Genomic DNA, 12,839 nt, shown 5'->3' with positions numbered 1-12,839 from the left:
CGCGGCGGCGCTGCTGGAGGCGTACGGCGTGGAGGACGTGCCCATGGACGAGCTCGACCTGACGCCGGGGCTCATCGAGCGGGCGCGCGCGGAAAGGGGCGATGCCCCGCTGTCCTAGCCTAAGGGAAAACGGGATAGACTGACCGACCGTCCGGCTGAGTCTGGGAAGAGGCGCCGGGCGGCGGGCGGAGCATGGCCACCGGACCCATCGAAATTGCTCGGCGACGACGCGGCGGCGCTGCTGGAGGCGTACGGCGTGGAGGACGTGCCCATGGACGAGCTCGACCTGACGCCGGGGCTCATCGAGCGGGCGCGCGCGGAAAGGGGCGATGCCCCGCTGTCCTAGCCTAAGGGAAAACGGGATAGACTGACCGACCGTCCGGCTGAGTCTGGGAAGAGGCGCCGGGCGGTGGGCGGAGCATGGCCACCGGACCCATCGAAACACATCTCCACCGTTCCTTCAACTGGGAAAACGGCGCCCCCGGGCCCCGGGAGGGGCAGCGGTGGCGTTCGGCTAGGTGCGGGAACGGCCTATTTGCTCAATGTGTTCGGCTGAGATCGGAAATCAACCCGCGTGTCACAGCGGAGCTGATTCAGTTGAGATTGCCTGAACATTCCGCCCCTCTTTACGCCCTCGGGTATACTCAAAAGCTACTGATTCGATTTGATACCCAGCAACAGCAGAGGGGATAGTATATGTGCGGTTTTGTCGGTTTTGTCGGTGGGACGGATAACCAATCCGAGGTGCTCACCAAGATGATGGACCGCATCGTCCATCGTGGTCCCGACATGGGCGGCCAGTTTATCGACGGCCGCGTTGCCCTCGGCTTCCGCCGCTTGTCGATCCTCGACCTGACCGAGGCCGGCGCTCAGCCCATGGCCAATGAGGACGGTAGCGTCGTCATTGTCTTCAACGGCGAGATCTACAACTTCCAAGAACTCCGTTCCGAGCTCGAGGCCAAGGGCTATAAGTTCCACTGTGGAGCCGACACCGAGAGCCTCCTGCACGGCTACGAGGAGTGGGGCGAGGCCGTACTCGATCGCCTGCGCGGCATGTACGCCTTCGTCATCTGGGACAAGAAGAAGAACAAGCTTTTTGGCGCCCGCGACATCTTTGGCATCAAGCCGCTCTACTACTATCCCATGGCCGATGCGGGCGACGGCGCGCCGGGCGTGCTCTTTGGCTCCGAAATCAAGAGCTTCCTGGACTACCCGCACTTCCACAAGGCGGTCAACAAAAAGGCCCTGCGTCCGTACATGACGCTGCAGTATTCGGCAACCGAGGAGACCTTCTTCGAGGGTGTCTACAAGCTGCCGCCGGCGCACTACTTTACCGTCGATATCCCGACCGGCAAGATGAACATCGAGCGCTACTGGGATTGCGATTACTCTGCCGTCGAGAAGCCGTTCGAGGAGTACGTCGACGAGCTGGATGAGGTCGTGCACGAGAGCGTCGAGGCCCATCGCATCGCCGACGTCAAGGTCGCGTCGTTCCTCTCCGGTGGCGTCGACTCCAGCTATATTGCCGCTTGCCTCATGCCCGACAAGACCTTCTCGGTGGGCTTTGACTACAAGAACTTTAACGAGACCAACTATGCCAAGGAGCTTTCCGATAAGCTCGGCGTCGAGAATGTCCGCAAGATGATTACCGCTGACGAGTTCTTCGGTGCGCTCGAGGACATCCAGTATCACATGGACGAGCCGCAGTCCAACCTGTCTTCCGTGCCGCTGTGGTTCTTGGCCGAGATGGCCCGCAAGGACGTCACCGTCGTGCTTTCGGGCGAAGGCGCCGACGAGCTCTTTGGCGGCTACGCCTACTACGAGGACACGGTCCCGGTCCGCAAGTACAAAAAGATGGTGCCGCTGCCCATCCGTCGCGCGCTCGGTAACCTGGCGTTGCATATGCCGTACTTCAAGGGACATAACTTCCTGGTCAAGGGTGCCGAGATCCCCGAGAAGTCGTTCCTGGGACAGGCTCTGGTATGGCCGGAGCGCGAGGTCGACAGCGTGCTCAAGCCCGAGTACAACACCGGCGATGGCGCCTTCGAGCTTGCCGCTCCCATCTATGCGCGCGTGAAGGGTCAGCCCGAGCTGGTCAAGAAGCAGTACCTGGACATGAACATGTGGCTTCCGGGCGACATTCTGCTCAAGGCCGACAAGATGTGCATGGCGCACTCGCTGGAGCTGCGCGTGCCCTTCCTGGACCGCAAAGTCATGGAGTTCGCCGAGCACATTCCCGACCGCTACCGCATCAACGAGAACGGCAACAAACAGGTACTCCGCCACGCTGCCAACAAGTCGCTGCCCGATGAGTGGGCCACCCGTCCCAAGGTGGGCTTCCCGGTGCCGATTGTCTACTGGCTGCGCGAGCAAAAGTGGTACGACTATGTCAAGGAGTACTTCACCGCGCCGTGGGCAAGCGAGTTCTTCGATACCGACGAGCTCATGCACCTGCTCGATCTGCACTTTGCGGGCAAGGGCGATTTCCAGCGCAAGATCTATACGCCGCTCGTGTTCCTGGTGTGGTACAAGCGCTTCTTTATCGACGAGGACCAGCCCGCTGTTCAGGCTGCCTAGCCTCGGCTTACGAACGCCTGCGCGTAACGGCTCCTCCGGGAGCCGTTTTTGCGTGGGTGCGTTTCAGTTACTATAAAAACCGTCCCTGCCAAATGGCTGAGAAAGGTGAAAGATGCACCATTCGGATTCCGCGACCGTGACCACGGTCGATACGCTTGCCAAGCTTCTCGATGTGTGCGGTAAGCTGCGCGCATCAGAGCAGGTTGACGAGCGTGCCGTGACCGGCTGCTCGTTTGATTCGCGCGCGGTCTCGGCAGGTGACGTGTTCTTTTGCAAAGGTGCTGCCTTTAAGCCCGCGTTTTTGAGCATGGCGCTCGATGCGGGCGCCGTCGCATTTGTGTGCGAGGAGTCGCTGGTCGAGTCTCTGGAGCCGCTGGCGCAGGAGAGCGGTGCTGCGATGCTGGTTGTTGATAGCGTTCGCACGGCCATGGCCCTGTTGCCGCCGGAGGTCTACGACCGTCCCGACCACGATGTCAAGATCGTGGGCATCACCGGTACCAAGGGAAAGACCACGGCCGCTTTTATGCTTCAGTCCATCATCAAGGCAGCGGGCGAGTCCTGCGGCATGATCGGCTCGGTGAGTACCGACGATGGCATCGAGTGCTACGAGAGCACCAATACTACGCCCGAGGCCCCCGAGGTCTGGCGCCATATCGCCAACTGCCGCACGTCAGGTCGCCAGTCCATGGTCATGGAGGTCTCGAGCCAGGCGCTCAAGTACCAACGCGTCGAGAATCTGCCGTTTGACGTGGCGTGCTTCCTCAACATCGGCCGTGACCACATCTCGCCGATCGAACACCCCACGTTTGAGGATTATTTTGAGAGCAAACTCAGGATCTTTGACCAGGCGAAGACCGCCGTGGTGAATCTGGGCACCGAAGAGGTTGACCGTGTGTTGGAGGCAGCGTCGACGGCCGAGCGCTTGGTGACCGTTGGCGTCGAGCATCCCGAGGCAAGCCTGTGGGCGAGCGATGTGCGCATGGTCGGCTTTAACATCGAGTTTAACCTGCATGGCCTGTGTGCCGACGAGTCCGAGGCGGGGGAGAAGGTCCTGCTGTGCATCGCGGGCGACTTTAACGTGGAAAACGCGCTGGTCGCTATCGCCGCTGCGCGCGAGATCGGCATCGGTATCGAGGCTATCAAGAAGGGCCTCTCCAAACTGCGTGTACCGGGCCGTATGGAGGTCGTGGAGTCGAAGGACGGCCGCGTGATCTGCGTCGTTGACTATGCGCACAACCAGCTTTCGTTCCGTTCGCTTTTCTCGTCGGTCAAGCGCGCGTTTCCCGCTAGCCCAGTCATTGCAGTGTTTGGCGCTGCCGGCGGCAAGGCGCAGGAGCGCCGCGAGCAGCTTCCGCGCGAGGCCGCACCATATTCCGACCTGATGATCTTTGCCAACGAGGACCCGGCTCACGAGGACCCGATGAAGGTCTGTCGCGAGCTTGCCGAGCATGTTCCCGACGATACGCCGAACAAGATCATCCTCGACCGCGAAGCCGCTGTGCATGCGGCGTTCAAGGCGGCGCGCGAGGAGTACGTCAACCCCGATGCTCCCACCATTGTCTTGCTGCTGGCAAAGGGTGACGAGGAGCTCATGCACGTGGGCGACGAGTTCGTGCCCATCGAGAGCGACCTTTCGCTGGCCAATCGCCTGATCGATGTTACCCAGTTTGACTAATGAACCATGATGGCGGCGGCGCCCTGAGTGCGCTGTCGCCATAAGCGTGTTCCCTCAATCAAAACATGCCGTCCAAGTCCAAACCCTTCTACGTAAACGGAGTAACCATGTCCCACAACACCCTGCCGACCGTTGCCGAGCTTTCGGGCGAGATGCGCGAGCGCTTGGCCAAGGTCAAGTACGTCTTTACCGACCTGGATGCCACGATGCTCGCGCCCGGCTCGTGCGTGCTGCGCGACAACGACGGTAACCCCTCGACCAAACTCGTCGAGGCCGTCGTGGCACTTGCCCGCGCTGGCATTCAGGTGGTTCCCACCTCGGGCCGCAACCGTACCATGATCCACGAGGACGCGCGCGTGCTCGGCCTCAACTCCTACATTGGTGAGATGGGCGGCCTGGTCATGTACGACCTCAAAGCCAACGATTGGGAGTATCTGACCGGCGACATGCCCTACGACCCATCTTGCGGTCTCACGCCGCACCAGGTGATCGAGCAGACTGGCGTGTGCGAGAAGATCCTCGCCCGCTGGCCGCACAAGATCGAGTATCACAACGACATGTCGACCGGCTACAAGTACCGCGAGGTTACCGTCGGCATGCGCGGCGACATCCCCGATGACGAGGCGCAGGCCATTCTCGACGAGGCCGGCTGTGGCCTGGTGTGGGCCTGTAACGGTCACCTGACGCATCTGTCCAAGCCGACGACGCTCGAGCTCGATCGCGTCGAGGACGGTCGCGCATTCAACATCAACCCCGCGGGCCTCAACAAAGGCGTCGCCATTGCGCGCTTCTGCGAGCACCTGGGGATCGAGCGCGAGGAGACGCTCGCGCTCGGCGATTCCGAGTCCGACTTCTACATGGCCGATCACGTGGGCACGTTCTGCCTGGTCGAGAATGGCCTGACGAGCGCCGGCGCGCCCGAGTTCCTGGCTGCTTGCGAGAACGCTTTCGTTACGCGTGGCAAAATTGTCGACGGTTGGGCGGCGACGGCAGAGCTGCTGGTCGCGGCGCGTTCGTAGCGCGCCGCCGCCGCACTTGGACATGTCTTTTCGAGAGAGGCTGGTGAGGTAATGTCCGATATCGAGAATCCGGCAGGCGACACGCGCCCGATTGGCGTGTTCGATTCTGGTTTGGGCGGTCTGACGGTTGCGCGCGCCATCGCGACGGCGCTGCCGCACGAGTCCGTCTACTACTTTGGCGACACCAAGCGCTGCCCCTACGGCACGCGTACCGAGGATGAGGTGCGCTCGTTTGCGTTGCAGGCGGGCCGTTGGCTGTCGAAGCACGACGTCAAGATTATGGTCATCGCCTGCAACACGGCGACAGCTGCGGCCTTGCGTCTGGCCCAGCAGGTGCTCGACGTTCCCGTGATCGGCGTGATCGCGCCGGGTGCCCGTGCGGCAATCAACAGCACCCGTTCGCGTCGCGTGGGCGTGCTCGCCACCAACCTCACCATTCGCTCGGGCGCCTACACGCGCGCCATTCAGGATCTAGATGCCGGCGTCGACGTATACGGCTGCCCCGCCTCGAGCTTTGTCGAGGTTGTCGAACACGAGCTCGCCTCGGGTGCGCATCTGCAAGAGCAGTGGCTTGAGAACGAGGACATCTTCGATACGCCTGCCGTGCGTGCGCTGGTGGGTGCCACGGTTGAGCCACTGCGCGACCACGGTATCGATACCGTGGTGCTCGGCTGTACGCATTTTCCGCTGTTGGTGGGACCTATCCGCCATGCGCTGGGGCCTGGGGTACGCGTCGTAAGTTCCGCCGAGGAGACCACGCGCGAGCTGACCGATATCCTCATGCGCCGCGAGCAGCTGGCGGGCGACGCCGCTGAGCCGCAGCATCGTTTTGCCACGACGGCCGATAACATTGCCGAGTTTGCGGTGGCGGGCAGCTTTATCTTTGGTCAGCCGCTCAAGAGCATTGAACATATCGATATCGACGAACTGAAATAGATATAAGGTCACCGACCAAAGACCCACCTTCACCTTTTGCCGAAAGGATCTTTCTATGGAGTACATGCAGGTCAACCGCGCCAACGGCCGCGCCGCCAACGAGTTGCGTCCCGTTAAGCTCACCCGTGGCGTCATGAAGCACGCCCACGGTTCGTGCCTGGCCGAGTTCGGCGATACGCGCGTGCTGTGCGCTGCCACCATCGAGGAGGGCGTGCCGGGCTGGCGCAAGGGCGCCAAGGCCGGTTGGGTAACGGCGGAGTACGCCATGCTGCCGGCGTCGACCGGCAAGCGCTGCAAGCGCGAGCACGCCAACCGCAAGGGCCGCTCCATGGAGATTGAGCGCCTCATTGGCCGCAGCCTGCGTACCGTCGTCAACATGAAGGCGCTCGGCGAGTACACCGTCACCGTCGACTGCGACGTGATCCAGGCCGATGGCGGTACGCGTACGGCGAGCATTACCGGCGCCTGGGTGGCGCTGCACGACGCCCTCGCCATGTGGGTCGAGGCGGGCAAAATCGAGCGCATCCCGCTTACCGGCCAGGTGGCCGCCATCTCCATGGGCGTTGTCGACGGCAATACGCTGCTTGACCTCGATTATTCCGAGGACAGCCATGCCGAAGTCGACATGAACCTCGTCGCCACCGACACCGGTGAGATGATCGAGCTCCAGGGCACCGGCGAGCAGGCGCCCTTTGACCGTAAGCGCCTCAACGCCCTGCTCGACCTGGGCGACAAAGGCATCGCCGAGCTCATCGAGCTTCAGCGCCAAGCCATCGCCTAACCTGCCAAAAAGGGATGTTAATTTTGGTAGGTTTTATCTGGGAAAACGTCGAAGTATAAGGTTTCTGTCGCCAGGGAGGGGAGAGGGCTCGAGGCCAGTTTCCCTTGGGCGGCATTGCTATAGAGACAAGGAGGCCAGTCATGGCACTAGAGAAGATCGACATCGACACCCTCGACCCGGCGGCGACCATTGTCGTGGCAACGGGCAACGCCCATAAGCTCACCGAGATCGAGGCCATTTTAGGCAAGGTCATGCCCGAGGTTCGCTTTGTGGCGCTCGGCCAGCTGGGCGATTTTGAGGACCCCGAGGAAAACGGCACGACGTTTTTGGAGAACGCCATCATCAAGGCGCAGGCTGCCGTCGAAGAGACGGGGCTCATGGCCATCGCCGACGATTCGGGCCTGGTCGTCGACGCGCTGGACGGTGAGCCCGGTGTGTATAGCGCGCGCTACGCGGGCGTTCACGGCGACGATGCCGCCAACAATGCCAAGCTGCTCGTGAATCTGGAAGGCGTGGCAGACGAGGACCGCACCGCGCGCTTTATGAGCGTCGTTGCGCTCATCGATACGGACGGCCTGGTCACCTATGGCGAGGGCGCCTGTGAGGGCGTTATCGCGCACGAGGGCCGCGGCGATCACGGCTTTGGCTACGACCCGCTGTTCCTGCCGGTCGATACGCCGGGCAAGACTATGGCCGAGCTCACGGCGGACGAGAAGAACGCCATCAGCCATCGATTCCATGCGCTCGAGCACCTATCCGCCAAACTGACGGGCGAAGAGTAGGCCGTGCGTGCGGTGGTTCAGCGCGTGCTCAACGCCGGCGTGACGGTCGACGGCGAGTACGTGGGCAAAATTGGGCGTGGCTATCTGGTGCTGTTGGGCGTGGGCCACGGCGACACGCGCGCCGAGGCTGATAAGCTGTGGGGCAAGCTCCGCGGCTTGCGCATTAACGAGGACGAGAACGGCAAGACCAACCTGGCACTTGCCGATGTCGACGGCGAGGTTCTCGTAGTGTCGCAGTTCACGCTGTTCGCCGATTGCCGTCACGGCCGCCGCCCATCGTTTACCGATGCCGGCGCCCCCGATGTTGCCAACGAGCTCTACGAGTACTTCTTGACGCTCGTTCGCAAAGATGTCGAACACGTGGCGCACGGCATCTTTGGCGCCGATATGAAAGTCGACTTGGTCAACGACGGTCCGTTCACCATCGTCCTCGATACCGACAATCTGTAAGTAGCCAAATTAGCTACTTGCGTATGGCGGCAGCAGGGTGCTATAGTATTAGAGTTTTGTCTATGTTAGGGGTATTATCCCCTTTTTGAATTGCACCTTCTGGAGGCCCTGTTCATGGAAGAGATGGAAGTCAATCACGTCGACGACATCCACGAGAAGCTGACCGATATGGTGGGCGATCGCGTCAAGGTGAAGGCCAACATGGGCCGCACCCGCGTCGTCGAGCGCATGGGCACCATCAAGAGCGTCCACCCCGCCGTCTTTATCGTCGAGGTCGACGAGCGCCGCGGGCGCAAGTCGCGTCAGTCCTACCAGTATATCGATGTCCTCACCGGTCAGGTCGAGCTGTTCGACCCCGAGAGCGGTGAGCACATTTTTACCCCGCTCGGCAATCAGCTCGAGGAGCACTAACGGTGACCGATCGGTCCCTGACTCTTTCCGCGCCGGCAAAGATTAACCTCTACCTGGGGGTTCATACCGAGCGCGATGACCGCGGCTACCACAGGGTCGATTCCCTGATGGCAGCCGTCGGTCTTTCCGATTCCGTGACGGTCGCGCCGGCGCAGGCGCTGACCGTCCAGACGGTTCCGGCATCAGATTTTCCCATGCAAAAGAATACGGCGTATCGGGCTGCGGTTGCTATGGCCGAGCATTATGGTCGCGAGGCAAACATCTGCGTGACGATTGAGAAGCGCATTCCATTGTGCGCCGGCTTGGGCGGCCCCTCGACGGATGCGGCCGCGGTCATTGTCGCCTTGGCGGAGCTCTGGGGAATTGATCGCACCGACCCCGCGCTCGACGACATTGCGCGGGGTATTGGTGCTGACGTCCCGTTCTTTTTGCACGCGAGCCTTGCGTTCTACGTAGGTGGGGGAGACGTGCTGGCAACTGAGTATCCCGCGCTGCCCGCAACGCCCGTCGTGTTGGTCAAGCCGCGCGAGGCAAGCGTTTCGACAATTGAAGCCTATCGACGTTTTGACGAGGCTCCGGTGCCTGCAGACAAGCCCGGCGCGATGGCTTCTGCCTTGCATGCTGGTGATGCCGAGACGGCATATGCGCTCATCCATAACAACCTGGGTGTCATTTCCGCACAGATGGAGCCGCAGATACAAACGGTTCTCGATTGGCTGCGTAAACAGGACGGCACCGTTGCTGTAGATGTGTGCGGATCGGGTGCCTGCTCATTTGCCATTTGCGACACCGCCGCCACGGCCGAAAGGCTTGCCGACGCTGCCCAGCAAAACGGCTGGTGGTCCTGCGCGACGGAGCTCATTCCCAACACGGTTCGCATCGAAGTGCCAAAGAAGTAAAAATTTCTCTAGCACACGACGGAAATCTTTGTTACTATAGTCGAGCTAACGGGTTGTGGCTCAGTTTGGTAGAGCACTGCGTTCGGGACGCAGGGGTCGCTGGTTCAAATCCAGTCAACCCGACCAGAGCATGAGGAGGGACCGCTTCTTGCGGTCCCTTTTTTTAGCTATTGTTGTGATACCGCGATACCCGCGGTATACTCATTCGAGCTTGTCTCGCTGTATTGTGGAGGTCTACATGTTTGGACTGAGGGCTCCTGAGCTCATCATTATTCTCGTCGTTGTCCTGATTATCTTCGGGCCCAAGAACCTGCCGAAGCTCGGCAAGTCTCTCGGCTCTACCGTCAAGAATATCCGCGAGGGTATGGAGGGCGACGATAAGGCCGAGACCAAGCAGGCCGAGGAGGTCGTGGTCGAGCAGTCCGAGGAGGACAAGGAGATCGCTGAGCTCGAGGCCAAGCTCGCTGCTGCCAAGAAGAAGCAGGCAGAGGACAGCGACGCGGACGCAGAGTAGTCCCATCCCTTTGGGGTGAGCACCTGACCGGCTTGCCCGCAGGCTAGCCGGTCTTTTTCGTTTTGTTGACAGTTGATTGTTTGATCAGAGTTGGGGAGATATCCGTATGGACGCAAGCCAGATCGTACTGACCGCTGAGGGCCGCCAGAAGCTCGTCGAGGAGCTCGCTTGGCGTGAGGGCGATTACGCCAAGGAGATCGTCGAGGACATCAAGGAAGCCCGCGCGTTCGGCGACCTTTCGGAGAACTCCGAGTACGATGCCGCCAAGGACAAGCAGGCCCAGAACGCCGCTCGTATTGCCGAGATCCAGGCCATCCTCGCCAACGCTCAGGTTGCTGCCACCACGGGCGATCTGACCGTCTCCATCGGTTCTACCGTTTCTCTGATTGATCCCAACGGTGAGGTCATGGAAGTCACGCTCGTCGGTACCACCGAGACCAACTCGCTCGAGCACAAGATTTCCAACGAGTCTCCGGTCGGTCACGCCATCATCGGTCACGGCGAGGGCGACTCCGTCGAGGTCGTTACGCCTTCCGGCAAGACTCGCGTCTACACCATCGCCAAGATTGCACGCTAGACCACGGTCCCGCGTAAAGGTATGTTTTCGCTCCCTGGGACCGAATCCTGGGGAGCGTTTTAGTTTGAGGAGCTAACTTATGGCAGAGAACCAGAACGCCGCAGATCAGGCATCGACGCTCAACGACGAGCGCGCCACACGCCTGGCCAAGCGCGCCGCCCTGTTCGAGGCGGGCCAGAACCCCTATCCCGAGCACTCTGAGCTTGAGGACTACGTTGCCGATATCGAGGCTAAGTACGCCGAGCTTGCCGATGGCGAGGACACCGAGGACGTCGTGAAGATCGCCGGCCGCGTGGTCGCCAAGCGCGGTCAGGGCAAGATCATGTTCATCGTCGTGCGCGATGCGACTGCCGAGATTCAGCTGTTCTGCCGCATCAACGACATGGACGAGGCTGCCTGGAATACGCTCAAGTCCCTCGACCTGGGCGACATCTTGGGCGTGACAGGCGTGGTTGTGCGCACCCAGCGCGGCCAGCTTTCCGTTGCCCCTAAGAGCGCGACCCTGCTTTCCAAGGCCGTTCGTCCGCTGCCCGAGAAGTTCCACGGTCTTTCCGACAAGGAGACCCGCTATCGCCAGCGCTATGTCGACCTGATCGCCAACGACGACGTTCGCGAGACCTTCCGTAAGCGTTCGCAGATTCTCTCCACCTTCCGTCGCTTTATGGAGTCCGACGGCTACATGGAGGTCGAGACCCCCATCCTGCAGACCATCCAGGGTGGTGCCACGGCCAAGCCGTTCATTACCCACTTCAACGCGCTCGATCAGGAGTGCTACCTGCGTATTGCCACCGAGCTGCACCTCAAGCGCTGCATCGTCGGTGGTTTTGAGCGCGTGTTCGAGATCGGCCGCATCTTCCGTAACGAGGGCATGGACCTTACCCACAACCCCGAGTTCACCACGATGGAGGCCTACCGTGCCTTCTCCGACCTCGAGGGCATGAAGGCGCTCGCCCAGGGTGTCATTAAGGCGGCTAACAAGGCCATCGGCAACCCCGAGGTCATCGAGTACCAGGGCCAGACCATCGACCTTTCTGGTGAGTGGGCCAGCCGTCCCATGACCGACGTCGTCTCCGACGTGCTCGGCAAGCAGGTCACCATCGACACGCCGGTCGAGGAGCTCGCTGCCGCAGCACGCGAGAAGGGCCTGGAGATCAAGCCCGAGTGGACTGCTGGCAAGATCATCGCCGAGATTTACGATGAGCTGGGCGAGGACACCATCGTCAACCCCACGTTCGTGTGCGATTACCCCATCGAGGTCAGCCCGCTTGCCAAGCGCTTTGAGGACGATCCGCGCCTGACGCACCGCTTTGAGCTGGTTATCGCCGGTCACGAGTACGCCAACGCGTTCTCCGAGCTCAACGACCCGGTCGACCAGGCCGAGCGCTTTGCCGCCCAGATGGCCGAGAAGGCTGGCGGCGACGACGAGGCCATGGAGTACGACGAGGACTACGTGCGCGCCCTCGAGTACGGTATGCCTCCCGCGGGCGGCATCGGCATCGGTATCGACCGCGTGGTCATGCTGCTCACCAACCAGGCTTCCATCCGCGACGTGCTACTGTTCCCGCACATGAAGCCCGAGAAGGGTTTCCAGTCCGGTGCCGCTGCCGCCAAGGCTGCCGAGGCCGGCAACGCCGCGAGCCCGTTCGTCAAGCCGCTCAAGCCCACGGTTGATTACTCCAAGATCGCCGTCGAGCCGCTGTTTGAGGAGTTCGTCGACTTCGATACCTTCTCCAAGAGCGATTTCCGCGCTGTGAAGGTCAAGGCGTGCGAGGCCGTCAAGAAGTCCAAGAAGCTGCTGAACTTTACGCTCGACGACGGCACTGGCACCGACCGCACCATCCTCTCCGGCATTCACGGTTATTATGAGCCCGAGGACCTGGTCGGCAAGACTCTGCTCGCCATCACCAACCTGCCTCCGCGCAAGATGATGGGTATTCCCAGCTGCGGCATGCTCATCAGCGCTATCCACGAGGAGGAGGGCGAGGAGCGTCTCAATCTGATCCAGCTCGACGCTTCCATCCCCGCCGGCGCAAAGATGTACTAACTAGTTACGCGGTTCTACGAACCGCGTAACGGCTCGACGCTGCGCGGGCCGCATTTGGACAATCTGACGCTCAACTTCAAGGGCGCGACCAGAAGGTCAGCGCCCTTTCGTTTCACGTCACCTTGTCTCAAATGCGACCCGCTCGCTGACTAATGCTCAACCTATGGTGTCATC

13 protein-coding genes and 1 tRNA gene are annotated in these 12,839 nt (G+C 61.3%); all 14 read left to right on the top strand.

Annotated features, from left to right (window positions below; genetic code table 11):
* The first annotated feature begins 214 nt into the window (after nucleotides 1-214).
* The 14 genes from DW211_RS10385 (at nucleotide 215) to lysS (ending at nucleotide 12,665) form a co-directional block, all read left to right on the top strand.
* A complete protein-coding gene (locus DW211_RS10385) occupies nucleotides 215-346 on the top strand; it encodes a hypothetical protein (protein WP_255413562.1) in 132 nt (43 codons plus the stop codon).
* Nucleotides 347-696: 350 nt separating this feature from the next.
* Nucleotides 697-2,577 (top strand): asparagine synthase (glutamine-hydrolyzing), encoded by a 1,881-nt coding sequence (asnB, locus tag DW211_RS07765; protein WP_118260148.1) that lies wholly within the window; start codon nucleotides 697-699, stop codon nucleotides 2,575-2,577.
* A 112-nt stretch (nucleotides 2,578-2,689) separates the two neighbouring features.
* A complete protein-coding gene (locus tag DW211_RS07760) occupies nucleotides 2,690-4,252 on the top strand; it encodes a Mur ligase family protein (protein ID WP_118260146.1) in 1,563 nt (520 codons plus the stop codon).
* A 107-nt stretch (nucleotides 4,253-4,359) separates the two neighbouring features.
* Nucleotides 4,360-5,271, top strand: coding sequence for an HAD family hydrolase (locus DW211_RS07755; RefSeq protein WP_099432110.1), 912 nt, complete (start codon nucleotides 4,360-4,362; stop codon nucleotides 5,269-5,271).
* 51 nt (nucleotides 5,272-5,322) lie between these two features.
* The gene (murI, locus tag DW211_RS07750; protein ID WP_118260144.1) at nucleotides 5,323-6,207 is read left to right on the top strand and encodes a glutamate racemase; all 885 of its coding nucleotides are present in this window, start codon (nucleotides 5,323-5,325) and stop codon (nucleotides 6,205-6,207) included.
* Nucleotides 6,208-6,262: 55 nt separating this feature from the next.
* A complete protein-coding gene (rph, locus tag DW211_RS07745) occupies nucleotides 6,263-6,988 on the top strand; it encodes a ribonuclease PH (protein WP_118260142.1) in 726 nt (241 codons plus the stop codon).
* A gap of 140 nt (nucleotides 6,989-7,128) precedes the next feature.
* The gene (gene rdgB, locus DW211_RS07740; RefSeq protein ID WP_022094898.1) at nucleotides 7,129-7,770 is read left to right on the top strand and encodes an RdgB/HAM1 family non-canonical purine NTP pyrophosphatase; all 642 of its coding nucleotides are present in this window, start codon (nucleotides 7,129-7,131) and stop codon (nucleotides 7,768-7,770) included.
* Nucleotides 7,771-7,773: 3 nt separating this feature from the next.
* The gene (gene dtd, locus DW211_RS07735; protein ID WP_117563802.1) at nucleotides 7,774-8,220 is read left to right on the top strand and encodes a D-aminoacyl-tRNA deacylase; all 447 of its coding nucleotides are present in this window, start codon (nucleotides 7,774-7,776) and stop codon (nucleotides 8,218-8,220) included.
* A 114-nt stretch (nucleotides 8,221-8,334) separates the two neighbouring features.
* Complete coding sequence (locus DW211_RS07730; protein ID WP_006234957.1) at nucleotides 8,335-8,631, top strand: Veg family protein; 297 nt, start codon at nucleotides 8,335-8,337, stop codon at nucleotides 8,629-8,631.
* Between the two features lie 2 nt (nucleotides 8,632-8,633).
* On the top strand, nucleotides 8,634-9,530 hold the full coding sequence (ispE, locus tag DW211_RS07725) for a 4-(cytidine 5'-diphospho)-2-C-methyl-D-erythritol kinase (protein WP_233540974.1): 897 nt from the start codon (nucleotides 8,634-8,636) through the stop codon (nucleotides 9,528-9,530).
* Between the two features lie 49 nt (nucleotides 9,531-9,579).
* Nucleotides 9,580-9,656 (top strand) — tRNA-Pro (locus DW211_RS07720).
* Between the two features lie 112 nt (nucleotides 9,657-9,768).
* Complete coding sequence (gene tatA, locus DW211_RS07715; RefSeq protein ID WP_022094895.1) at nucleotides 9,769-10,044, top strand: twin-arginine translocase TatA/TatE family subunit; 276 nt, start codon at nucleotides 9,769-9,771, stop codon at nucleotides 10,042-10,044.
* A gap of 106 nt (nucleotides 10,045-10,150) precedes the next feature.
* On the top strand, nucleotides 10,151-10,621 hold the full coding sequence (greA, locus tag DW211_RS07710; protein WP_006234960.1) for a transcription elongation factor GreA: 471 nt from the start codon (nucleotides 10,151-10,153) through the stop codon (nucleotides 10,619-10,621).
* A gap of 79 nt (nucleotides 10,622-10,700) precedes the next feature.
* Complete coding sequence (lysS, locus tag DW211_RS07705; RefSeq protein WP_118260140.1) at nucleotides 10,701-12,665, top strand: lysine--tRNA ligase; 1,965 nt, start codon at nucleotides 10,701-10,703, stop codon at nucleotides 12,663-12,665.
* Nucleotides 12,666-12,839 lie beyond the last annotated feature (174 nt).

This window comes from Collinsella sp. AM18-10, assembly GCF_003471585.1.
Taxonomy (GTDB): domain Bacteria; phylum Actinomycetota; class Coriobacteriia; order Coriobacteriales; family Coriobacteriaceae; genus Collinsella.
The sequence above is the reverse complement of the archived record's forward strand: the minus strand, read 5'-3'. Positions and strand labels throughout refer to the sequence as shown.